Source organism: Bradyrhizobium sp. USDA 327 (assembly GCF_041262065.1).
Classification (GTDB): domain Bacteria; phylum Pseudomonadota; class Alphaproteobacteria; order Rhizobiales; family Xanthobacteraceae; genus Bradyrhizobium; species Bradyrhizobium liaoningense.
Window position 1 is genome coordinate 7,168,867 of sequence record NZ_JBGCCW010000001.1, and the last position, 23,553, is coordinate 7,192,419.

20 protein-coding genes and 1 tRNA gene are annotated in these 23,553 nt (G+C 65.5%); 13 read left to right on the top strand and 8 right to left on the bottom strand.

The window, feature by feature from the left end:
* Window positions 1-2: 2 nt before the first annotated feature.
* The 3 genes from ABIA42_RS33895 to ABIA42_RS33905 form a co-directional block, all read right to left on the bottom strand.
* Entirely contained in the window at window positions 3-239 is a 237-nt protein-coding gene (locus ABIA42_RS33895) for a GIY-YIG nuclease family protein (RefSeq protein WP_370116989.1), read from the bottom strand.
* 139 nt (window positions 240-378) lie between these two features.
* A tRNA-Ala gene (locus tag ABIA42_RS33900) sits at window positions 379-454 on the bottom strand.
* A gap of 95 nt (window positions 455-549) precedes the next feature.
* The gene (locus ABIA42_RS33905) at window positions 550-960 is read right to left on the bottom strand and encodes a TIGR02300 family protein (protein WP_035673723.1); all 411 of its coding nucleotides are present in this window, start codon (window positions 958-960) and stop codon (window positions 550-552) included.
* 161 nt (window positions 961-1,121) lie between these two features.
* On the opposite strand from ABIA42_RS33905, the gene aroA reads away from it, so the two are divergent.
* The 13 genes from aroA to ABIA42_RS33970 all read left to right on the top strand — a co-directional run bounded on the left by aroA (window position 1,122) and on the right by ABIA42_RS33970 (window position 14,411).
* Entirely contained in the window at window positions 1,122-2,459 is a 1,338-nt protein-coding gene (aroA, locus tag ABIA42_RS33910; RefSeq protein ID WP_370116986.1) for a 3-phosphoshikimate 1-carboxyvinyltransferase, read from the top strand.
* Between the two features lie 10 nt (window positions 2,460-2,469).
* On the top strand, window positions 2,470-3,075 hold the full coding sequence (locus ABIA42_RS33915; RefSeq protein ID WP_370116984.1) for a hypothetical protein: 606 nt from the start codon (window positions 2,470-2,472) through the stop codon (window positions 3,073-3,075).
* A gap of 317 nt (window positions 3,076-3,392) precedes the next feature.
* Window positions 3,393-4,031: a (d)CMP kinase gene (gene cmk, locus ABIA42_RS33920; RefSeq protein ID WP_271528730.1), complete on the top strand. Its 639-nt coding sequence runs from the start codon at window positions 3,393-3,395 to the stop codon at window positions 4,029-4,031.
* A 266-nt stretch (window positions 4,032-4,297) separates the two neighbouring features.
* On the top strand, window positions 4,298-6,004 hold the full coding sequence (gene rpsA, locus ABIA42_RS33925; protein WP_194390595.1) for a 30S ribosomal protein S1: 1,707 nt from the start codon (window positions 4,298-4,300) through the stop codon (window positions 6,002-6,004).
* Between the two features lie 338 nt (window positions 6,005-6,342).
* Window positions 6,343-7,323 (top strand): signal peptide peptidase SppA, encoded by a 981-nt coding sequence (sppA, locus tag ABIA42_RS33930; RefSeq protein WP_271528729.1) that lies wholly within the window; start codon window positions 6,343-6,345, stop codon window positions 7,321-7,323.
* Between the two features lie 171 nt (window positions 7,324-7,494).
* Window positions 7,495-7,800: an integration host factor subunit beta gene (locus ABIA42_RS33935; RefSeq protein WP_008539997.1), complete on the top strand. Its 306-nt coding sequence runs from the start codon at window positions 7,495-7,497 to the stop codon at window positions 7,798-7,800.
* A 156-nt stretch (window positions 7,801-7,956) separates the two neighbouring features.
* On the top strand, window positions 7,957-8,349 hold the full coding sequence (locus ABIA42_RS33940; RefSeq protein ID WP_271528728.1) for a lipopolysaccharide assembly protein LapA domain-containing protein: 393 nt from the start codon (window positions 7,957-7,959) through the stop codon (window positions 8,347-8,349).
* Between the two features lie 66 nt (window positions 8,350-8,415).
* On the top strand, window positions 8,416-9,087 hold the full coding sequence (locus tag ABIA42_RS33945; protein ID WP_271528727.1) for a phosphoribosylanthranilate isomerase: 672 nt from the start codon (window positions 8,416-8,418) through the stop codon (window positions 9,085-9,087).
* Entirely contained in the window at window positions 9,084-10,301 is a 1,218-nt protein-coding gene (gene trpB, locus ABIA42_RS33950; protein ID WP_370116977.1) for a tryptophan synthase subunit beta, read from the top strand. Before ABIA42_RS33945 ends, trpB begins: the two co-directional genes overlap by 4 nt.
* Window positions 10,298-11,134, top strand: a complete 837-nt coding sequence (gene trpA / locus ABIA42_RS33955) for a tryptophan synthase subunit alpha (RefSeq protein ID WP_370116974.1) — start codon at window positions 10,298-10,300, stop codon at window positions 11,132-11,134. The genes trpB and trpA overlap by 4 nt, the downstream gene beginning before the upstream one ends.
* Before the next feature lie 112 nt (window positions 11,135-11,246).
* A complete protein-coding gene (gene accD, locus ABIA42_RS33960) occupies window positions 11,247-12,188 on the top strand; it encodes an acetyl-CoA carboxylase, carboxyltransferase subunit beta (RefSeq protein ID WP_370116972.1) in 942 nt (313 codons plus the stop codon).
* Window positions 12,185-13,528 carry a folylpolyglutamate synthase/dihydrofolate synthase family protein gene (locus ABIA42_RS33965; protein ID WP_370116970.1) on the top strand — a complete coding sequence of 448 codons (1,344 nt, stop codon included), beginning with the start codon at window positions 12,185-12,187 and terminating at the stop codon, window positions 13,526-13,528. The genes accD and ABIA42_RS33965 overlap by 4 nt, the downstream gene beginning before the upstream one ends.
* A 142-nt stretch (window positions 13,529-13,670) precedes the next feature.
* Window positions 13,671-14,411, top strand: coding sequence for a metallophosphoesterase (locus ABIA42_RS33970; protein ID WP_370116967.1), 741 nt, complete (start codon window positions 13,671-13,673; stop codon window positions 14,409-14,411).
* An 18-nt stretch (window positions 14,412-14,429) separates the two neighbouring features.
* On the opposite strand, the gene ABIA42_RS33975 is transcribed toward ABIA42_RS33970, so the two are convergent.
* The 5 genes from ABIA42_RS33975 to ABIA42_RS33995 form a co-directional block, all read right to left on the bottom strand.
* Window positions 14,430-15,437 (bottom strand): ATP-dependent DNA ligase, encoded by a 1,008-nt coding sequence (locus tag ABIA42_RS33975; RefSeq protein ID WP_370123778.1) that lies wholly within the window; start codon window positions 15,435-15,437, stop codon window positions 14,430-14,432.
* A gap of 141 nt (window positions 15,438-15,578) precedes the next feature.
* Window positions 15,579-15,899, bottom strand: coding sequence for a thioredoxin (trxA, locus tag ABIA42_RS33980; RefSeq protein WP_008540017.1), 321 nt, complete (start codon window positions 15,897-15,899; stop codon window positions 15,579-15,581).
* Between the two features lie 70 nt (window positions 15,900-15,969).
* Window positions 15,970-19,476: a double-strand break repair helicase AddA gene (gene addA / locus ABIA42_RS33985; RefSeq protein WP_370116964.1), complete on the bottom strand. Its 3,507-nt coding sequence runs from the start codon at window positions 19,474-19,476 to the stop codon at window positions 15,970-15,972.
* Window positions 19,470-22,616, bottom strand: coding sequence for a double-strand break repair protein AddB (gene addB / locus ABIA42_RS33990; RefSeq protein WP_370116961.1), 3,147 nt, complete (start codon window positions 22,614-22,616; stop codon window positions 19,470-19,472). Before addB ends, addA begins: the two co-directional genes overlap by 7 nt.
* A 210-nt stretch (window positions 22,617-22,826) precedes the next feature.
* Entirely contained in the window at window positions 22,827-23,549 is a 723-nt protein-coding gene (locus ABIA42_RS33995) for a nucleotidyltransferase family protein (protein WP_370116958.1), read from the bottom strand.
* Window positions 23,550-23,553: the final 4 nt, after the last annotated feature.

Below are 23,553 nucleotides of genomic sequence, written 5' to 3' on the forward strand. Positions count from 1 at the left end.
GGTTAGAGGCGCTTCTTGGCGAAGGCGCGGCCGGAGTCTGACTTCAGGTATCTCTCGAACGCGACCGCTTGCTTCGCGTTGCTGAACGCAATGTACGTCTTAAGACGCCAAGGCGCGTATTTCGAGGTGTGAGGCACCTCCCCAGCATTGTGCTTTGCCAGTCGGGCGCGCAGGTCATCCGTGATGCCGATGTAGAAGTGAAGGGAATCGAGGCTCTCAAGGATATAAACGTATTTCACGGCACGCTCCCCGGCTGTCGCGGGAAGCTTACATCCGCTTTCGATCTCCTAAAGCCCGGCTTCGCCCTTCGGGCTACGCCGCGGCAGCCTTCGCTACGACAGGGCTTGCCGAGCCGTAGCTGGCGAAGCCAGCGAAGGCTGGTGGAGCCAGGCGGGATCGAACCGCCGACCTCTTGCATGCCATGCAAGCGCTCTCCCAGCTGAGCTATGGCCCCTTAGTCCTTCACCGGGGTGAACCTGGTCGATCACCCCGGACCGGCGAGCCGAGCGACTCGCGCGGTGCACCCTTTTTCACAGATCAGGGCTGATCTCAAGTCTCTTCATCACCTCCGACGTCACCAATGATGTCGGTCACGTCCTCATCGCCCTCTTCCTCGTCGGCAATGAAGGTCGAATCATCGTCATCGTCGTCGTCGATGGTCTCATCGACCTCGATATCATCCTCGGATTCCGGCACGACGGCCTTGACCTTGCCGGTATTTTCCTCGGCATCGGCCTCCTCGAGTGAGACCAATTCTTCGGCCTCCGCCGGCTCCGGCGCTGCATCCGCTGTCGCCGCGTGCCGGGCTTCGGCGCCGCGGGGGACGCGAGCGGGCGCCACCGGGGCGATCGGCACCACCTCGCCGGTATAGGGCGAGATCACCGGATTCTTGTTGAGGTCATAGAACTTCTTGCCCGTGGTCGGGCAAATACGTTTGGTTCCGAGTTCGGACTTGGCCACGGCAGGAATCCTGGGAATGTCTGAAAAAGCGGTGTTTCACTTGGCTAGTTGGCGGCCCGCTGTCAATAGCGCATTACAGGAGAAAGACATGCCCGTGACGAGGCGCGGACCATGTGGTACCTGCGCCGCAGCCCGGTGAGGGCGCATCCAAGGACACAATCTTGACCCATTCCGACCAACCGAGCCCGCTCCAGGCTCGCGCCAGCGGTCCTCTGACCGGGAAAGTACGGGTGCCCGGGGACAAATCGATCTCCCACCGCGCCCTCATCCTGGGCGCGCTCGCGGTCGGCGAGACCAGGATTTCGGGCCTGCTGGAGGGCGAGGACGTCCTCAACACAGCCAAATCCATGCAGGCGCTCGGCGCCAGGGTCGAGCGTACCGGCGATTTCGCGTGGAAGGTGCAGGGCGTGGGCGTTGGGGGCTTCGCCCAGCCCAAGGCGGCGCTGGATTTCGGCAACTCCGGCACCGGCTGCCGGCTGGTCATGGGCGCCGTTGCCGGATGCCCGATCTCGGCGGTGTTCGACGGCGACGCCTCGCTGCGCAGCCGCCCCATGCGCCGGATCCTCGATCCGTTGGAAAAGATGGGCGCCAGGGTCGTGTCCGGGGGCGAGGGCGGCCGCCTGCCGCTGACCCTCCAGGGCGCGCGCGATCCGCTACCGATCATCTACAGGACCCCGGTCGCCTCGGCCCAGATCAAATCGGCCGTGCTGCTGGCGGGCCTGGCTGCGCCGGGCACCACGATCGTGATCGAGAGCGAGGCCAGCCGCGACCACACCGAGCTGATGCTGAAGCATTTTGGCGCCGACATCACCTCGGCCCAGGAAGGTCAGCACGGCCGCCGCATCACGCTGGTGGGCGAGCCCGAGCTGCATGGCGCTAATGTCGTCGTCCCCGCCGATCCCTCTTCGGCGGCCTTCCCGATTGTTGCGGCGCTGGTCGTCGAGGGCTCCGATATCGTGCTGTCCGACGTCATGACCAATCCGCTGCGCACCGGTCTGTTCACCACGCTGCGCGAAATGGGCGCCTCGATCGAGGAGAGCGAAGTGCGGGGCGATGCCGGCGAGCCGATGGCGCGCTTGCGCGTGCGCGCCTCGAAGCTGCGCGGCGTCGAGGTGCCGCCGGAGCGCGCGCCCTCGATGATCGACGAATATCTGGTGCTGGCGGTCGCAGCCTCCTTCGCCGAAGGCACGACGATCATGCGCGGCCTGCAGGAGCTGCGCGTCAAGGAATCCGACCGGTTGGAGGCGACCGCCGCCATGCTTCGCGTCAACGGCGTCAAGGTCGAGGTCTCAGGCGATGATCTGATCGTCGAGGGCCGCGGCCATGTCCCCGGTGGCGGGACCGTCGCCACCCACATGGACCATCGCATCGCGATGTCGGCCCTGGTGATGGGCTGCGCCTCCGACCAGCCGGTGACGGTCGACGACACCGCTTTCATCGCCACCAGTTTCCCGGATTTCATTCCGATGATGCGTTCGCTAGGGGCCGAGTTCTCATGAGGCCGCGGCTATGAGCGCAGCCTTCGATCGCGACGCCTTGCTGGACGCTTTCGATTCGATCGGTCGTGCTGCGGCCGACGCCGGAACAAAGCTTCAGATCGCGGTCTATGACGGCTCGGCCCTCATGCTGGCCAGCAATTTCCGCTTCGCGACCGAAGGTGTCGACGTCTCGAAGCTCGAGCGCCCGCTGCCGGATTGGCTGGAAAGAACAACGGCCGATATTGCCGCAAGGAATGGATGGGGTGCCGACTGGTTCAACGACCACCTCGTATTTCATCTCAGTCCACTCGCCGACCGCGCCGCGGATCATCTGGAATTTGGGACCTTCCCGCGCGATGGCACGCCGCCGGGGCTTGAGGTTTGGGTGCCGTCCGCTGAATATCTTCTGGCACTGAAATTGAAGGCGTTCCGCATCACGGACCCCGTCCGCGGGGAGACGGAGCGGCTGGATATCTTGAACTTGATGAAATTGGTTGGAATCTCGACCGTAGAGGAAGCCATCGCTCTGCTTGGCCGGTATTTTCCCGTCAGCGCGGCATCTTCGGAGAAGCAACGCTTCTTGCTGAAGAACATGGATCTCGGGGGAGGAGCGGATGCGCCCGAATACCCTCGCTGAAGCCGTCGATCGCATTCGGGCTGGCGCGCCGCGGGACGCGGTCCTGGCCGAATTCGTGGACACGTTCGATCTGGCAGGGACCGCCTGCGCTCAATACGAGACGATCGAGGACGAGCCGGCGGTCGGGTGCCAGCGTGGGTCTGCGATCCGGCGCGGCGCCTTGCCGAGCCATGGTTCACGACGTCATCGCCGTCCGACGCGATGCGCGAATATCTCACTTTTGCGAGCCCCGCGGAGTTCGCGTCTCGCAACATTTTTGCGGAAGAGCGGCCATTGCGACGAGCGCGCGGGCCGCAGACAGCCAAGGTTTGAGTGACATGATCATCGCCATCGACGGGCCCGCGGCTTCGGGCAAGGGGACGCTCGGCAAGCGTCTCGCCCACCATTACGGCTATCGTCATCTCGATACCGGCGTGATCTATCGCGCGGTCGCCTATGCCTTGATGCAGTCAGGGCACGACCTCAACGACGAGGCGGCTGCGGTGCAGGCCGCACTGGAGCTCGACCCCGAAAAGTTTGGCAATCCCGCGCTGAAGACCCAGAAGGCCGGCGAGGGCGCCTCGATCGTCTCGGCGATCCCCAGGGTCCGCGAGGTCCTTGTCAACTTCCAGCGGCAGTTCGCCGCCGATCCGCCCGGGGCGGTGCTGGACGGCCGGGACATTGGAACCGTGATCTGCCCCCATGCCGACGTGAAGATCTTCGTCGTGGCAGACCCCAAGGTTCGCGCGCGCCGCCGCACCATGGAGGCCAGGGCGAGGGGCGAGGAGGCGGACGAGGCCGCCGTGCTCGCCGACATCATCCAGCGCGACGAGCGCGACAAGAACCGGCCGATTGCGCCTTTGAAACCGGCCCCGGATGCTCACTTGCTAGATAACTCCCAACTGGATATAGAAGGCGGCGTCCGGGCTGCCATCGACATTATCGAGGCTGTCCGAGCGGGCCGGTCGCGGGGTTAAGCCGCAGCCGTCATTGGAGGAAGCGCCCGCTCCCGCCTCTTTGATGTCGATACCCTCGGTCCCTGTTTCGGGGCCGGCGCGATCCAGGCTCCGGACAAAGATTCCACGTATCGAACGCGCGGGCCCCTGCCGGCCCGCTCCCGCTGTTCCGGCGCCAAGCCGGGGCAGCGAGCGGTCGCTCGAAGGTTTTGCGGACCTTCCGACACTGCGCGTGCGATGCGCCCATGAACCCAACGGCCGGCAAGAGATCCGCAACTGGAGAACAAATGGCTTCGACTTCTGCTGATACCTATAGCCCCTCGCGTGACGATTTCGCCGCGATGCTCGACGAGTCCTTCGCAGGCGGCAACCTGCAGGAAAGCTCCGTCGTTAAGGGCAAGGTGGTTGCAATTGAAAAGGACATGGCCGTCATCGACGTCGGCCTGAAGACCGAGGGCCGCGTCGCGCTGCGCGAATTTTCCGGCCCCGGCCGTGAAAGCGACCTCAAGGTCGGCGACGAGGTGGAAGTGTTCCTCGATCGCATCGAAAACGCCCTCGGCGAAGCCGTGCTGTCCCGCGACAAGGCGCGCCGCGAAGAGAGCTGGGGCAAGCTCGAGAAGGCCTTCCAGAACAACGAGAAGGTCAACGGCGTCATCTTCAACCAGGTCAAGGGCGGCTTCACGGTCGACCTCGACGGTGCCGTGGCGTTCCTGCCGCGCTCGCAGGTCGACATCCGCCCGATCCGCGACGTTGCGCCGCTGATGAACAACTCGCAGCCGTTCCAGATCCTCAAGATGGACCGTCGCCGCGGCAACATCGTCGTCTCCCGCCGCACGGTGCTGGAAGAGACCCGCGCCGAGCAGCGTCAGGAGCTGGTGCAGAACCTCGAAGAGGGTCAGGTCATCGACGGCGTGGTCAAGAACATCACCGATTACGGTGCGTTCGTCGACCTCGGCGGCATCGACGGCCTGCTGCACGTCACCGACATCGCGTGGCGCCGCGTCAACCACCCGACCGAGGTGCTCTCGATCGGCCAGACCGTGAAGGTCAAGATCATCAAGATCAACCACGAGACGCACCGCATCTCGCTGGGCATGAAGCAGCTGCTGGACGATCCGTGGCAGGGCATCGAAGCCAAGTACCCGCTGGGTGCCCGCTTCACCGGCCGCGTCACCAACATCACCGACTACGGTGCGTTCGTCGAGCTCGAGCCGGGCATCGAAGGCCTGATCCACGTCTCCGAGATGTCGTGGACCAAGAAGAACATGCATCCCGGCAAAATCGTCTCGACCTCGCAGGAAGTCGACGTGCAGGTGCTGGAAGTCGATTCCGTCAAGCGCCGCATCTCGCTCGGCCTCAAGCAGACCATGCGCAACCCCTGGGAGGTCTTCGTCGAAGCTCACCCGACCGGTTCGGTGGTCGAGGGCGAGGTCAAGAACAAGACCGAGTTCGGTCTGTTCCTGGGTCTCGAGGGCGACGTCGACGGCATGGTCCACCTCTCCGACCTCGACTGGAAGCTTCCGGGCGAGCAGGTGATCGACAACTACAAGAAGGGCGACATGGTGAAGGCCGTGGTGCTCGATGTGGACGTCGAGAAGGAGCGCATCTCGCTCGGCATCAAGCAGCTCGAAGGCGACCCCTTCGCCGAGCCGGGCGATGTCAAGAAGGGCGCGGTCGTGACCTGCGAAGTGCTCGAAGTGAAGGAGAGCGGTATCGAGGTGAAGATCGCCGGTACCGACTTCACCACCTTCATCAAGCGCTCCGAGCTCGCGCGTGACCGCAACGACCAGCGCGCCGAACGCTTCGCCGTCGGCGAGAAGGTCGATGCCCGCGTGATCCAGTTCGACAAGAAGGCCCGCAAGGTCCAGGTGTCGATCAAGGCGCTCGAAGTCGCCGAAGAAAAGGAAGCCATCGCGCAGTACGGCTCTTCCGATTCGGGCGCGACGCTCGGCGATATTCTGGGCACCGCGCTCAAGAACCGCGACAGCAAGTAAGCGAAACGTCCGTTTTGCTGCATCGAAGCCCCGGCGCGAGCCGGGGCTTTTTTGTTGCTGCGTACTCGATTGTCGTCCCGGGGCGCGCGAAGCGCGAGCCCGGGACCCATACCCACAGGGTGCCGTTTGACGACGACTCGGAGTGGGCGCCTCGCGTTACACGCCTCCCTGTGATTATAGGTCCCCGCCTTCGTGGGGACGACGCCGAATGTGTGGCGGCCTCCTGCCAGCCACAGCCTTGTTTTCTTCAAAATGCGCCGCAATTGATGTATCCAGATAAGCCAATGGTCACGCTGTGACGGCACAACGCGCCCGGCCTTTCATTTGGAGATATTCCGATGTCGCTCGATTCGGACATCATCGTCGATCGCCGCAGGATCCGCCGCAAGCTGACGTTCTGGCGTGTGATGGCCGCGCTGATCGCGATCGCGGCGATCGCGAGCTTCGCGCTGATCGCGACACCCGGGGCGCGCGGCACCTTCGCATCCGCCGGCTCGATCTCGCGCGTTCATATCGATGGATTGATCCGCAGCGATGCCGAGCGCACCCAGGCGCTGGAGCGGCTGGAGAATTCGGGGGCCGCCGCCGTCATCGTTCACATCAACTCGCCGGGTGGCACCACTGCCGGCTCCGAGCAGCTCTACGACTCGCTCACCCGGCTGAAGGCGAAGAAACCGCTGGTCGTCGTCGTCGAGGGTCTCGCCGCGTCGGGCGGCTACATCACGGCGATCGCGAGCGACCACATCATCGCCCAGCAGAGTTCGCTGGTCGGCTCGATCGGCGTGCTGTTCCAGTACCCCAACGTCTCCGAGCTGCTGAAGACCATCGGCGTCAAGGTCGAGGAGGTGAAGTCCTCGCCGCTGAAGGCTGCACCCAACGGTTTTGAGCCGACCAGTCCCGAGGCGCGCGCCGCGCTCGATGCGCTGGTCAAGGATTCCTACGCCTGGTTCAAGGGAATGGTGAAGGAGCGGCGTGGCATGGATGACACGCAGCTCGAAAAAGTCGCCGATGGCCGTGTCTTCACCGGGCGCCAGGCGATCGATCTCAAGCTGATCGACCAGATCGGCGACGAGAAGACGGCGGTGACCTGGCTGGTCGAGCACAAGGGTGTCAAGAAGGGGCTTCCGGTACGCGATTACAAGCTTCAGCCACGCTTTGGCGATCTTACTTTCCTCAAGACGGCCGCTGCCGTGACGCTGGAAGCGCTCGGTTTGGGCTCGATTGCGCATCAGATCGGCCAAACCGGCGTCGCGCAGGCGGTCGACCGTCTCGGAATGGATGGAATGCTGGCCCTGTGGCAGCCGGCCGCATCAAACTGACTGGGGCAGGCGAGTTCCAAAAGGTTTTCTCGTGTGGCGAGTGCCGTCGCAGCACGCTTTTTCGGCATTTGTCACGTATTTTCGCGACGCCCAGCCTTGATTTAGCGTCTTGACAGATCAAGGTATTTTCACGGAAATGGTCATCCGCACGCTTCCGGGTCCTATCTCTCGATGATCAAATCCGAACTTGTTCAGCGTATCGCCGAGCACAACCCGCATCTGTACCAGCGGGATGTCGAGAACATTGTGAATGCGATTCTCGAAGAGATCGTAGCGGCGCTTGCGCGCGGTGATCGCGTCGAGTTGCGCGGCTTCGGTGCCTTCTCGGTCAAGCACCGCCCTGCCCGCGCAGGGCGCAATCCACGCACCGGCGCCCATGTGCCCGTCGATCAGAAGAGCGTTCCGTTCTTCAAGACCGGCAAGGAAATGCGCGAGCGGCTGAACCGCGACCATCCGGATCCCGGCGCGGCAGACTAAAGCGCGATGTGATCGCGCTTTAGTTTATTGTTTGAGCATGATCTTTTCGGAAAACCGCGGCACACTTTTCCGGATCATGCTCTCGGGCCGGCATCACGGTTTTTCGCGGTCGCGCGCGATGCGGCCGCAGGCTTGATTCAAGGCGAGCGAAGCGAGATGCGAAAGTTCCTGACCGCGCTGATCGTGATTCCGCTGGGCCTGATCCTGGTGGCGTTTGCCGTCGCCAACCGGCATTTCGTCACGGTCTCCTTCGATCCCTTCATTTCCGACGACCCGTCACTGTCGCTGACGTTGCCGCTGTTCATGCTCCTGATTCTGGTGGCCGCGCTGGGCGTCGTGGTCGGCGGCTCAGCCGTCTGGTTCGGCCAGTGGCACTGGCGGCGCGCGGCGCGCCGGAATGATGCGGAGGCCCGGGCCGCCCGGGCCGAGCTGTCCGATCTGCGGGCCCAGGCGGCTGCGGCCAGGCCCGAGCCCCAGCGCCTTCCCTCTCCCTCCGGGGTGGGCCTGTACGGGCCCATCGGGCGAGACAAGCAGCGCGCGACGTTGTAGAAGCGGCCCCGACCGAAAGCCCCGTTTTCCGGCCGCGGACCCGCGGCCTCCATCTGCTTTGAGACCATGTCCCTGCTCGTCAAAATCTGCGGCCTGTCCACGCGCGAGACGCTTCAAACGGCGCTCGACGCCGGCGCCGACATGGTGGGGTTCGTGTTCTTTCCGCCGTCGCCGCGGCATCTCTCTCTGGAGGCCGGGCGCGAGCTCGGCCGGCAGGTGAAGCAGCGCGCGCTCAAGGTCGCGCTCACCGTCGATGCCGACGACGCCACGCTCGACAACATCATGGATGCGCTGTCGCCGGACATCTTCCAGCTCCATGGCAAGGAGAGCGTGGCGCGGCTGCGCGACATCAAGCAGCGGTTCGGCCGTCCGGTGATGAAGGCGGTTCCGGTCGCAACATCGGCCGATCTCGCCGCGCTGCCGGGCTACGCCGCGGTCGCCGACAGCATTTTGTTCGACGCGCGCGCGCCGAAGGATGCGACGCGGCCCGGCGGCCTGGGGGAGCCCTTCGACTGGCACCTGCTGGAAAATCTCGATCTGAAGCTGCCCTACATGGTCTCGGGCGGGCTTCACGCCGACAACGTCACCGAAGCCCTCCGCGTCACCCGCGCCGGCGGCGTCGACGTGTCCTCCGGTGTCGAGAGCGCCCCCGGCGTCAAGGATCCCGAGATGATCAAGGCCTTCATTCGCGCCGCGCGCGCCAGCCAAGATACAAGCCAAGAGTTGAGTGTTCGATGACCGTCGCCAAACCCAATTCCTACCGCAGCGGCCCCGACGAGCGCGGCCATTTCGGCATCTTCGGCGGCCGCTTCGTCGCCGAAACCCTGATGCCGCTGATCCTCGACCTGGAAAAGGCCTACACCGCCGCCAAGGCCGATCCGGCCTTCCAGGCCGAGATGAACGGCTACCTCAAGAACTATGTTGGCCGGCCTTCGCCGCTCTATTTCGCCGAACGCCTGACCGAGCATCTCGGCGGCGCCAAGATCTACCTCAAGCGCGAAGAGCTCAACCACACCGGTTCGCACAAGGTGAACAACGTGCTCGGCCAGATCATGCTGGCGCGGCGCATGGGCAAGAAGCGCATCATTGCCGAGACCGGCGCCGGCCAGCACGGCGTCGCCACTGCGACGCTGTGCGCGCGCTTTGGCCTGGAATGCGTGGTCTATATGGGCGCGGTCGACGTCGAGCGGCAGCAGCCCAACGTCATCCGCATGGAAATGCTGGGCGCGAAGGTGATGCCGGTGCAGTCGGGCACGCGCACGCTCAAGGACGCCATGAACGAGGCGCTGCGCGACTGGGTCACCAACGTGCACAACACCTTCTATTGCATCGGCACGGTCGCAGGTCCGCATCCCTATCCGACGCTGGTGCGCGACTTCCAGTCGATCATCGGCAACGAGACCAAGGCGCAGTTGCAGGAGGTCGAAGGACGCCTGCCGGACTCGCTGGTCGCCTGCATCGGCGGCGGCTCGAACGCGATGGGCCTGTTCCATCCCTTCCTCGATGATCCCACGGTCGAGATCTTCGGAGTCGAAGCCGCAGGCCATGGGCTCACGCAACTGCATGCGGCCTCGATCGCGGGCGGCCGTCCCGGCGTGCTGCACGGCAACCGCACCTACCTCTTGATGGATGCGGACGGCCAGATCCAGGACGCGCATTCGATCTCGGCCGGCCTCGACTATCCCGGCATCGGCCCCGAGCATTCCTGGCTGCATGAGGTCGGCCGCGTGAACTATCTCTCCGCGACGGACGACGAGGCGCTCGCCGCGTTCCAGCTACTGTCGAAGCTCGAAGGCATCATCCCCGCGCTCGAACCCGCGCACGCCATCGCCAAGGTGATGGAGCTCGCGCCGAAGCGCGCAAGAGATCACCTGATGGTCGTCAATCTCTCCGGCCGCGGCGACAAGGACGTCCCGCAGGTCGGCGACATCCTGAGGGGCAAGGGCAAGTGACCACGCGTATCGACACCCGTTTTGCCGAGCTTGCGAAGCAGGGCCGCTCGGCCTTCGTGACCTTCCTGATGGCCGGCGATCCTGATCCCGCGACCTCGCTCGAGATCATCAAGGCGCTGCCGAAATCCGGCGCCGACGTGATCGAGATCGGCATGCCGTTCACCGATCCGATGGCCGACGGCCCGTCGATCCAGGCTGCGGGCCTGCGCGCGCTCAAGGCCGGCATGACGCTGAAGAAGACGCTCGAGCTGGTGCGCGGCTTCCGCAAGGACGACAACGCGACGCCGATTGTGCTGATGGGTTACTACAATCCGATCTACATCTACGGCGTCGACAAGTTCCTGGTCGATGCGAAGAGCGCGGGCGTCGATGGTCTCATCATCGTCGACCTGCCGCCGGAGGAAGACGACGAGCTCTGCCTGCCCGCGATGAAGGCCGGCCTCAATTTCATCCGTCTGGCGACGCCGACGACCGACGACAAGCGCCTGCCGGCGGTGCTCGCCAACACTTCGGGCTTCGTCTACTACGTCTCCATCACCGGCATCACCGGTGCGGCGGCCGCGGACTCCGTGGCGGTGAGCGAGGCGGTCGCCCGCATCAAGCGGCATACGAAACTGCCGGTCTGCGTCGGCTTTGGCATCCGGACGCCGGAGACGGCGCGCGCCATTGCCTCGCATGCCAATGGCGCGGTCGTTGGCACGGCACTGGTCGATGCGCTCAAGAACAGCCTCGATGCGGAGGGGCGGGCGACCGGCAAAACCGTCAACGCCGTGGCCGAGCTGACGGCGGCCCTGGCCCAGGGCGTCAAGGGCGCGTCTCAGGCGGCGGAATAGGCCATAATTCCGCTTTTGAGGCGAGCGACACGGCGACTTGCCGGGCAGAGGGCGGGCCGCCATATATCCCTTCAGGCGATCCGCGAGGCGGGTTCGCACATCGGAGCAAACCATGAACTGGCTTACCAATGTGGTCCGGCCGAAGATCCGCAACATGCTGCGGCGGGAGACGCCGGAGAATCTGTGGATCAAATGTCCGGATTCCGGGCAGCTCGTGTTCTACAAGGACGTCGAGGCCAACCAGTTCGTCATTCCCGGCTCGAATTACCATATGCGCATGGGCGCGGTGGCGCGTCTGAAGTCGATCTTCGACAACGAGACCTGGTTCGACGTCGCGTTGCCCGATGTCACGCCCGACCCGCTCAAGTTCCGCGACGAGAAGAAATATGTCGACCGCATCAAGGATGCGCGGGCGCGGACCAATCTGAACGACGCGATCAAGGTCGGCTATGGCAAGCTTGAAGGCTCCGCCGTCGTCGTCGCCGTGCAGGATTTCGACTTCATGGGCGGCTCGCTCGGCATGGCCGCAGGCGAGGCCATCGTGCGCGGGATGGAGCTCGCGGTCGAGAAGAAGTCGCCGTTCATCGTGTTCGCCGCCTCGGGCGGCGCGCGCATGCAGGAGGGCATCCTGTCGCTGATGCAGATGCCGCGCACCACGGTTGCGGTGCAGATGCTGCGCGAGGCAAAACTGCCCTACATCGTCGTGCTTACCAATCCGACCACCGGTGGCGTCACCGCGTCCTATGCGATGCTGGGCGACGTGCAGATCGCCGAACCGGGTGCGCTGATCGGCTTTGCCGGTGCGCGCGTGATCGAGCAGACCATTCGCGAGAAGCTCCCTGAAGGGTTTCAGCGCGCCGAGTACCTCAAGGAGCACGGTATGGTCGACATGGTCGTGCACCGTCACGAGTTGCGCCCGACACTGGCGCGGCTCTGCCGGCTGCTGACCAAGGCGCCGGCGCTGGAAGGCGCATCGAAGTCGGTGCAGCCGGTGGCGAGCCCGGCGCAGATCGTATCGGCCGCCGAGACGGCGCCGGCTGCGCCCCACGCGTGAACGCCCCCTCTGACAGTGCAAAGACACCGCTCGGCGAATTGATCGGGCGGTTGTCGGCCCTGCATCAAAAGCGCATCGATCTCGGGCTCGAGCGGATGCACCGTCTGCTCGAACGGCTCGGTCACCCCGAACGCAAGCTGCCGCCGGTGATCCATATCGCCGGCACCAACGGCAAGGGTTCGACGCTGGCTTATCTGCGCGCGACGCTGGAAGCTTCAGGTCTGAGCGTCCACGCCTATACCTCGCCCTATCTCGTCCGCATCAACGAATGCTTCCGGCTCGGCCGCGTGGGCGGCGGCGTGCTCGTCGGTGACGACGAGTTGCGCACCGCACTGGAAGAGGTCGAGCGCGTCAATGCCGGCGAGCCGGCGACTGTGTTTGAGTTGAAGACGGCTGCCGCGTTTCACCTGTTCGCGCAGAACCCGGCCGATGTGGTGCTGCTCGAAGTCGGCCTCGGCGGCCGGCTCGATTCGACCAACGTGGTCGATGCGCCGGCGGCCTGCGTGATCACGCCTGTCAGCATGGATCACATGGATTTCCTCGGCGGTACGTTGACGTCGATTGCCGGCGAGAAGGCCGCGATCATCAAGCGCAACGTGCCCGTGATTTGCGCCGAGCAAATGCCGGAGGCAATGGCCGTCATCGAAGCGCAGGCGAAACACATGCGTGCGCCGCTGTTTGCCGCAAACGAGAGCTGGCACGTCAATGTCGAGCGCGGGCGTCTGGTCTATTCCGACGATCGCGGCTTGATGGATCTCCCCGCGCCGCGTCTGTTCGGCCGTCACCAATTCGCCAATGCCGGCCTCGCGATCGCGACGCTGCGTGCGCTTCCAACCATCAAGGTCAACCATGCCGCGTTCGAAGCCGGCATCGTCGGTGCCGAATGGCCGGCGCGGATGCAGCGCCTCACCTCGGGCGAACTGCTGTCCTGGGGTCCGCAGGGCTCCGAGATCTGGCTCGACGGCGGCCACAATGCCGAGGGCGGGCGGGTCGCAGCGGCGGCGCTCGGCGATCTCGAGGAACGGGTGTCGCGGCCGCTGGTGGTGATCGCGGGCATGATGGCCAACAAGGACGCGCAGGGTTTTCTCGCCAATTTCGCCGGCCTCACCCGTCATATCATCGCCGTGCCGATTCCCGACACCGAGAACGCAATGCCGGTCGATCGCCTCGCGGATGCCGCGCGCAGCCTCGGCATGCGCGTCGAGACCGTTTCCGGCGTCGAAGCCGCGCTGCGCGCCTTGGCGAAGCTCGCCTACGAGGTGCCGCCGCGCATCCTGATCACCGGCTCGCTGTATCTGGCCGGTCACGTGCTGGCAATCAACGGCACGCCTCCTGCATGAGTTTTCGTGTCCCGGACGCGGCGCATCGCGCAAGCGATGAGCCGCAGAGCCGGGACCCAGAATGCCGCAACATGGGCCCCGGCCCTGCAGCGCACCGCTGAAGAGGCGCTGCGCTGCGTCCGGGGAACGAGAGAGAAATGCCATGCGCTTTGCCGCGATTGCCGATATCCACGGAAACTACCTCGCGCTCGAAGCTGTCCTCGCCGACATCCGCGCGCACGGCATCGCCGACATTGTCAATCTCGGCGACATGCTGAGTGGCCCGCTCGATGCGCGCCGCACGGTCGAGATCCTGATGCGGCTCGATGCCGTGCATGTGCTCGGCAATCACGACCGCTATCTGCTCGACCGCCCGCCGGAGAAGATGGGCTCGTGGGACCGGCCCGCCCACGCCCAGCTCGATGCCGCGCAGCTCGACTGGCTGCGTGCGCAGCCGATGACGCGTGTGTTCCGTGAGCAGGTGTTTCTCTGCCACGCGACGCCCGGCAACGATGAAGTCTATTGGCTCGATACCGTGCATCCCGACGGTACGGTCGCGCTGTCGCGGCACGATCGCATCGAGCAGTTTGCGCTTGGGATCACGCAGTCGCTGATCCTGTGCGCCCACACCCATCTCGCCCGTGCCGTGCGCCTGCGCGACGGCCGGCTGATCGTCAATCCCGGCAGCGTGGGCAGCCCTGGTTATCGCGACAAGCACCCATTCCCGCATGTCGTCGAGGCCGGCACCCCCCACGCGCGCTATGCGATCCTCGAACTCGTCGATGGTGCCTGGCAGGTGACGTTTCGAAACGTGGTCTATGATCACGAGGCCATGGCCGCGCTGGCGCGCCGCAACGATCAGCCGGAGCTGGCGAACGCGCTCGCGACGGGATGGATCAAGTAGGGCCGCGCGCGTCGGCCATCACTTCAACAGCTTCATCGGGTCGGCCAACTTCTGCTTCAACTGCTCGAAGCGGCATTGCCGCGGCGCCTTGTCGGGGCGCCAGCGCAGGATCGAGGTGCCGTGGCGGAAGCGCTCGCCGCTGAAATGGTCGTAGCAGACCTCGATGACGAGCTTCGGCTTCAGCGGACACCATTTCGCCGAGCGTTCGGTCGACCAGCGGCTCGGCCCGCCCGGCGCGTTGCCGGTGAAGCCGGGCTCGCCGATCAGCGCCTCCAGTCGGTCGGTCAGGTCGGGCTTCTCCTGTGCCTTGATGGCCGAGGTGAAGCCGACATGATGCAGCAGGCCGTCATCGTCGTAGAGTCCGAGCAGCAGCGAGCCGACCACGTTGCGGCCGGCGATCTTGTTGGTGGCGTAGCGGAAGCCGCCGACCACGCAATCGGCGCTGCGGAATTTCTTGATCTTCTGCATGCCGTCGCGATTTCCCGCCTGGTAGGCCAGGTCGACGCGCTTGGCGATGACGCCATCCGAGCCGCCGCCGGATTGCGCGAGCCATTTCCTGGCCATGGCGTAGCTCGCCGTCGCAGGCGAAAGCCGGAAGATGCTGCCCTTCAGATAGGACTTCGTAAAAGCTTCCAGTGCCGGCCGTCGCTCGCTGAGCGGCGCCTTGGCAAGCTGCTTCTCCCTGGCCGTCGCGAGCAGGTCGAAAACAAGGTAGAGCGCGGGCGTCTCCTGGGCGAGCTTCTTCACCCGGCTTGCGGCAGGATGAATTCGTTGCAGCAGTGCGTCGAACGAAAAACCCTTGCCTTGCGGCACCACGATCTCGCCGTCGAGCGTGAAGCGATCGGCCTTCAGCTTCAGCGCGGCGGTGACGATCTCGGGGAAATAGCGCGCCAGATCCTCGCCGGATTTCGAACGCAGATCAACGCTGCTGCCCTCGCGCGACAGCAGGCAGCGGAAGCCGTCCCACTTGGGTTCATATCGCCATTCCCTGCCGCGCGGGATCTCGTCGACCGAACGCGCCTCCATCGCGACGAGAGAGCTCGATCTTCGGGCGCGCTTCGCGGGAGGAGCTGGCAAGGGCGGGACTCGTCATACGCTGAACACGTCCCATCAACGCAAAACGGCCGGCTTTCGCCGGCCGTTTCCGAAAATAAACCTGGAGGCGGATCAGACCGCGGAGGTGATCCACTGCTGCAGCTTCGCCTTGGGCGCCGCGCCGACCTGGCGGGAGGCCATCTCGCCGCCCTTGAAGATCATCAGGGTCGGGATCGACATCACGCCGTACTTGGAGGCGGTCTTCGGGCTCTCGTCGACGTTGAGCTTCACGATCTTGACCTTGTCGCCCATCGCGCCGGCAATCTCGTCGAGGGCAGGCGCGATCATGCGGCAGGGGCCGCACCATTCGGCCCAGAAATCGACGACCACGGGGCCGTTCGCCTTGAGCACTTCGGCTTCGAAATCGGCGTCGGAAACCTTGCTAACGGCCATTGGGAGTACCTCACTCGGTTGAAAGAGAATCGGCGCGACCTGGAATCGCGCCCGGGATCATGTGGTCAACCTATGAACGGCTCCTTGCCGGGTCAAGGACGCTCACACCGAGATGAAGGGATGCCAGCGCCGCGTCCAGCGCGGGGGCCGAAATCTCCATATATTCAAGGGCCTCCGTCCAGAGCAGGACGGCCCTGACGGGCTTTCGGGGATAGAGCCGCGACAGCACCGCCCGGTACAGCGCAAGCTGTCGGACATAAGCCGCCGGCGCCTCTGCGGCGGTTCTGGGGGCTGCCTGGTTGGTCTTGAAATCGACGATCAGGACCTCCTCGGGGCGAACCACCAGCCGGTCGATCTGCCCCGACACCAGCGCCGGGGCGCGGCCCGGCCGCTCCAGCCGGCCGGCGATGGCAACCTCCGCGCGGCTTCCGACGGCAAAGACCGGGGCGAAACGCGGTTCGGCGATCAAGGCGAGCACCTTATCGGCCAGCGCAATGCGGTCGGCCTCCGGCCAGTCCGAGGCATTGCGTGCCATAAAGCCGAGCGCCGCCTCGCGCCGGCGCTCAACAGCGATGTCGGGCAGGGATTGCAGCAGACGGTGCACCAGCGTGCCGCGCTGCAGCGCCAGAGCGCGCGACTGGATTGACTCGCCGGTCCGCACGCTGCGGCCTTCCTCGGCAGACTGGCCCGAGGGGCGCACGGGATCGTCGTCGATGGGCTCGCTCGGCACCGGCGTCCGCAGCCAGTCCGGCAGCACGATCGATTGGTCCAGGGGCGCCGCCGGCGCCCCCAGCGCCGCGACATCTTCCGGTCGGGCGAATCGGGTGACCTTGCCGAGCGGCGTCTCGATGATCTGCTTGTTCAGGCCCGCGCCGGCGAGACCGGTGTCGACGAGGTCGTACCAGCTCAGCTTGCGGACGTCCTTCCTGTTGCCCGGCAGGCAGCCGCCGACGATCAGCCGGTCCGCCGCGCGCGTCATCGCGACGTAGAGCAAACGGCGATACTCGTCTTCTGTCTCCTCGATCATCGCATTGCGGGCCTCGGCGACCGGCTTCGGATCGTCGGCCTTGCGGCCGGCCCAGACCACCACCTCGCCGCCATTGTCGCGCGATACGTTGATCAGCTGAAGCCGCTGCGAGTCCGCGGGCGAGGAGGTGGTGTCGACCATGAACACGACGGAGGCCTCGAGGCCCTTGGCGCCGTGCACGGTCATCACCCGGACCTCGTCGCGCGAGATCTCCATGTCGCGCTTCACCTCGGTATCGGCCGAGCGCAGCCAGGCCATGAAGCCCTGCAGCGAGGCCGGTGCCTTACGCTCGTAGTTCAGCGCGAGCTCAAGAAATTCATCGAGGGCGTCGTTGGCCTCATGGCCGAGCCGGCGCAGGATGCGCGCGCGGCCGCCGTCGCCGCCGAGCAGCCAGGCATAGAACGCGAACGGCGTCTCCTCGGTGGCGAGCATCTCGCAGGCTTCCAGGCGCCGCAACGCAGCGGCGAACTTTTCGCTTCCAGCTGCGTGCTCGCCGAGCGCGCGGCGCAGCGATCCCTTGCGGTCCCAGGCCAGCGTGAACAAATCGTCGTCATCGAGCCCGAACAGCGGGCTCTTCAGCGCCACCGCGAGCGCGAGATCGTCCTGCGGCAGCAGCAGCGCGTCGGCGAGGTTCATCAAATCGATGATGGCGATGTGCTCGGTGAGCTTGAGACGGTCGGCGCCGGCGACCGGGATATTGGCGTGCTTCAGCGCCTGGATCACGGCATCGAATGCGTTGCCGCGCCGGCGCACCAGGATCAGCATGTCGCCATAGCGTAGAGGACGACGCTCGCCCTCGTGCCCTGTCAGCGTGCCGCTCTCCACCAGCCGCTTGATCTCGGCCTGGATGCGTCGCGCGAGCTTGACCTCAGGGCTGGTGACTGCGACGCCGTCGAATGGCGCACGCCAGCCCTCGATGTTCTGCTTGTCGTCCGCGACTGCTAAGTCCCAAAGCTCGATTACGCTCGGGCCTGCATCGGCGAGCGCATTGTGTACAGGATAGGCTTTCTCCGCATGGATGCTGCGATAGATAGTCTCTTCGCGAAAGACATGATCGACCGCATGCAAGATCGCTGCGCCCGATCTGAAAGAGTAATTGAAAGAAACCGGATCGAACTTCAGCTTGGCAGCCTCAAACTTCCTTCTGAGATCATAACGGCGTCGATCGAACTCTCGAGGTTGTGCGCCCTGGAATGAGAAGATCGATTGCTTCTCGTCGCCGACCGCGAAGATGGTGCGGTTCAGCCCCTCGCGCGCGCCTTCGCCGGCGGTGAATTCGGAGATGATGTGCGCGACGATGTCCCACTGCCGGGGGCTCGTGTCCTGCGCCTCGTCGATCAGGACGTGGTCGACGCCGCGGTCGAGCTTGTAATGCACCCAGCCCGAGGAGACGCGATCGAGCATCGCCAGCGTCTTGTCGATGAGGTCGTCATAGTCGAGCAGCCCGCGCTCCTGCTTCTCGCGGCGGTAATTCGCCGCAGCGGCGGTCGCGATGTGCAGCAGCGCGGCGGTGCGGTCACGAACGGTCAACGCTCGACGTTTCTCGATCAGCGCTTCGAGTCGCTGCGCCTCGCTTTCGATTAATCGGGCAGTAGACGGATTTAGTTTCTCAAATTGCTTGGTTATGAGAGAGTCGCGTGGCTCAAGTTTGTCTGTGAGAAAAACGGTAAGATATTCGTCGACCTGCGCCCCGCCGCTGAATACGGTGGCCCCACGCAGGCGGTCAGCCTGCTTTCGATCCGACTTCGTGCCCCCTTCTAGCGCGAGGGCAGTTGCTTCCCAGCGCGATCGCGGCAGGAACGGACCATCCAGAATCTCCGTTTCGACGTCCTCGATGCGGTCACTCACGTCAACGCCGAGCACCGCAGCCATCTGCGCCGCTGCGGCTTCCGCGTTGCCGGCCTCGTCGGTCCAGGCCATAAAGTGATCGCGGCTCAGACAAGCCTCGCGCACGACTTCCTTGAAGGTGACATCGGCGGCACTCGACATCGCGGTCAGGAGCGCGCGTCCTGTCACGCTCTCGGGGGCGCGCGCTGCCTCCAGCAGCACCTTCAGATTGGCGCGCTCCATCATGTCGGTGTGGTCGCGCTCGTCGATCACGGCAAAGCGCGCCGGCACGTTGGCCTCGAACGGAAACTGCTGGAGCAGGCGGGTGCACAGCGCGTGGATGGTCTGCACCTTCAGCCCGCCCGGGGTCTCCAGTGCGCAGGCGAACAGTTTTCGCGCGTCGCGCCGCAGCTTTGCGCTGGGATGCGGGATGCCGACGGCGCGGATCGCGGCATCGAGCCCGGCATCATCCAGCGTCACCCAATGCCCGAGCGTGGTGAACACACGCTCGGCCATGTTGGCCGCGGCGGCCTTGGTGAAGGTGATGCAGAGGATCTTTTCCGGCGGCACGCCCGACAGCAAGAGGCGGATCACGCGCTGCACCAGCACATGCGTCTTGCCCGAGCCGGCATTCGCCGAGACGAAGGCCGATGCAGTCGGATCGGATGCACGCGCCTGCCGCGCGCGCACCTCGTCAGGGATGGGCCGCGGCGCCTTCACCATTCCTCGATCCCCAATCCGCCGGCGGCGGACCATTCCTTGATCCGGGCGAGATCGTCATAGGTGCCGTAGCGGTTCGCCCACATCGGCAGATTCAGCGAGGTATAGGCTTGGTTCTCGTCCTCGAAGGCACGGATCAGCGCTTCCAGCTTGGCTCGCGCTTCGGCTGCCGCGGTGTCGGGCGGCTGCGGCTCGTCGCCTTGCTTGAACTTGAGCTCCAGGATGCGCTCCTCGCCCGGCGGATTGTTGCCGCTAAGGCGGACATAGACGAGCTGGCTCACCGAGGAGCCGGCGTCGATATCAGGGAAGCCGCCCTCGCGCAAAATCGCGGCTTCCAGCGTGAGCTGCGGTGACAGGCCCATGCGGACCTGCTTGCCGGTCGGCGGCTGCCCGGTCTTGTAGTCGAGAATGGCGTAGCTGCCGCCCTGGCGGCGCTCGATGCGGTCGGCGCGCGCGGAAAGATAGAAAGTGCGCGCATTGTCGAGCGGGATCGAGATCTCGCCCCGGGTCTCGGCCGTGATGGCCTCGATCGCGTCGCGCCGCGCCGTCTCCCATTCGCCGAACCAGCGCGCGATACGCTGGAAGCGGGGCCACCACAGCGCCCGCGCCTCGGGACGCTCCATCAGCGGCGCAAAATGTTTCTCGCCGATCACACGCAGCACGCGCGCGGGATCGTCGGGCAGATGTGCGGCATAGGCCTCGGTGAACTCGCCGAGCGCATCGTGAATCGCCGAACCGCGGTCGGCAGCCGAGAGCGGCATGTCGACGGGATCGAGCGCATCAAGCCGCAGGATGCGTTTAGCGTAGATCGTATAGGGATCGCGCAGCCAGTCTTCGATTTCGGTGACGGACATCTTGAGCGGTCGCATGGCGCGCGGCGGCCGCGGCTCCGGCTGCTTGATCGGTCTGACCTCGTCGGGCTGGTCCAGTGCGGCGGCGAACTGCACATATTTCTCGCCGGCACGGACAGCCGCGTTCCAGAGAGCATCGCCCGCGACCGCCTCCAGACGGTGCAGGAAGCGCGAGGCGACCGCCGGTGCGCCGCCGGCCTTGGCGGAATGGGTGAGGATCACCTCGTCGCCGCCGAGCAGTTGCGCGAAGTCATGGGCGGAGAGGCCGATGCGGCGCTCCGGCAGGTCGAGCCCGAGCTCGTGCCGCATCGGCCGGCTGAGCCAGGGATCGATGCGCGGCGCCGGCGGCCAGACACCTTCGATCAGGCCGCCCACGATGATGCGGTCGGCCTGCATCAGCCGCGATTCCAGCGGGCCGTAGATATGCAAGCGGGCGCCGGGTCTGTCACGCCGCCGCACCGCGCGATCGCCGAACGCCGTCTGGAAGACGTCGGGATAGTCGGGCAGCGGCACCATCAGCCCGCTGGCCGTGCCGCTGCGCAGGAGATCGTCAAAGGCGCTGGCAAGCGCGAGACCATCGCGATCCTCGAAGGCGAGCGGGATGCCCTGCTCGTCACGCGACAGCTCGATCATGATCTCGCGGTGCCGATGAGCGAGCTCGGCGAAGTCATATGGTCTCGCGGGCGGCAGGCTCTCGATTGGCGCCAATGCCTTTTGCAGGACATCGATCAGCGCCTGGATGCGATCGAGATCCTCCGCCTTGAGACGCGCCCGCGGCTCGGCGCGGTGCAGCGCGGAGACCTCGCGGCGCCAGAGCTTTGCGAGTTCCTCGCGGAAACGGTTGAATTCGCGCAGGAGGCCTGCGGTGGCCGCCGGCGGGCGCGTGCCGCGCAGGACTGCGAGCTCGAGGCCTTCGATTGCCATCTTCCACGTGCCGGGCGCGCGGCCGAGCCGGCATAAGGGATGCTTCAGCATCGCCAGCAATGTTGCCGGCTCAAGCCCCTTGGTCGCCGCCTCTGCTGCGAGACGCGCGAAAGTGCCGGCGGATGTTTCCATCAGCACATCGCCGCCGGAATCGTCGAAGGCGAGGTCCCACCGGGTCAGCGCCGCCATCACCCGCCGCGCCAGCGCGCGGTCGGGCGTCACCAGCGCCGCCGATTTGTCGAGATGCCGCGCCTCGCGCATCGCAATGGCGATCGCGAGCGCTTCCATTTCGGGGTTGGGGGCTTCGACGACAGCGAGGTTCTTCATGCCGCCGGCGATCCTCGCGGCGACGTCAGGCTGCTTCAGGCGGTCGTGCCAGACTTCCGTCCTGGCGGACGGCCGCATCGATTCGGACGCGAGCAGATCGCGGCCGTCTTCCGCCGGGGGCTGAAGCAATTCGACATCGCCACGCTTGATACCGAAACGCTGCAGCAGCGCGTGCATGGCATATTGCGGATGGTTCGAGGCCGGATGCTCCACGAACTTGCCGAGCGCATCGCGCACGCCGCCGATGGTGCGCCAGGCGTCGTCGTCGAGATCGGTGTCGAGGCCCGGCAGCACCACCGCGCCATGCGGCAGCGACGCGACTGCGTGCAAGAACTTCGCGGTGGCCGGCATCGAGCCGGTCGAACCCGCCGCGATCACCGGCCCGTTCGGATGCGCGGTCAGCCGTTTGGCTTCCGCCGCGATCAGGAGATCGCGCCGCGCGGCCGGCTCGATGCGGTTGATCTCGGCGAGATGATTGGGCCAGGCGATGCGCGCGATGCGCAGGAATTCGAGCGAGTGCTGCCAGTAGCGGTCGAGCTGGTCCGGCACCAGTCCATCGAGCGCGCTCCAGTCCACGCCGCGCGTGACCATGTCGTCGATCAGGCGCGCGAGGTCGGATGCAAGCGCCAGCGTCGAGGCCGGCCCGCCGACCACCAGCGGCGACAGCACCGGGCCCTTGGCCCAGGCGGCGACGAGCTGCGCCAGTGTCAGCCGCCGTTCGAGCTCGCCCAGCCGCGGCGGAATGTCGAGGAGCGCTGCACCGGAAAACTGTTCGCTCTCGCCGGCGAAAGCGAGCTCGTCCTCGTCGATATCGCCGAGCGCGACGATGCGCGGCAGCACGACCGCGTCCGCTTTCATTTCATCGAGAAAGATCTCACGCACGACGCGCATCGCGCGCCTTGTCGGCAAATACAGCGTGGCGTCGGCCAGCCGCGCCGGTTCCTCGCGCGCTTCGAAGCCGTCCACGAGCCGGCCGTCGAGCAGGGCCGTGACGACCGTGCGCAGAAACGGAACTGAGATGGGAACGCTGAAAACGCGCATGAGCCGCCTGATTCGAGAATCAGGGCAATATAGGGAGGCGGGTTCAAATGGTCATGCGTTGGTGCGGAGTCTTCCCCGCTGTTCGCCAGGCTGGACAGGTGTCATCATCCGCGAAGGCGGATGATCCAGTATTCCAGAGGCGATGGAGGTTGACCCGAGAGGCCGCGGCGTACTGGATGCCCCGCCTTCGCGGGGCATGACAGCATGGCCCTACGCCACGCTCTCCAGAAACGCCTCTTCCGCGGCGTGCACGGCATCAGGCGTGCCGACATGCATCCAGACACCGTCAAGCCGCAGGCCGAACAGCCGCTCCTGCTCGTTGGCGCGATCGAACATCCTGGTCAAAGAGAACTCGCCCTTCGGCGCGTCGGCGAAGATCGACGGCGACATGATCGCGGCGCCGGCATAGACGAACGGAACGACCTCTTTCTCCTTGCGCTTGCGCAGGGCGCCGTCGGGCAGCATGCCGTAATCGCCGCGGCCGCCATAGCCGATGCTGGTTGCGGTCGGCGCCATCAGCAGCAGGATATCCATGCGTGCCGGGTCGAAATTTTCAGCGAGCCGCGTCAGGTTCGAGCGCACGCCGTCGATCCACAGCGTGTCGGAATTGACGTGGAAGAACGGCGCGTCGCCGAGCAGCGGCAGTGCCTTGACCACGCCGCCGCCGGTGCCGAGCACCTGGTCGCGCTCGTCAGAGATGGTCACGCGCGGATGCTGGCGCGAAGCGACGTGATTGATGATCTGGTCGGGCAGGTAATGCACGTTGACCACCGCCTCGGTCACGCCGGCCTGGCCGAGCTTGTCGAGCACGTGGTCGAGCAGCGGCTGGCCGGCCACCGGCACCATCGGCTTCGGCATCTTGTCCGTCAGCGGACGCATGCGCAGGCCAAACCCTGCGGCGAGCACCATGGCTTTGGTCGGTTTGACAGGCATCCTT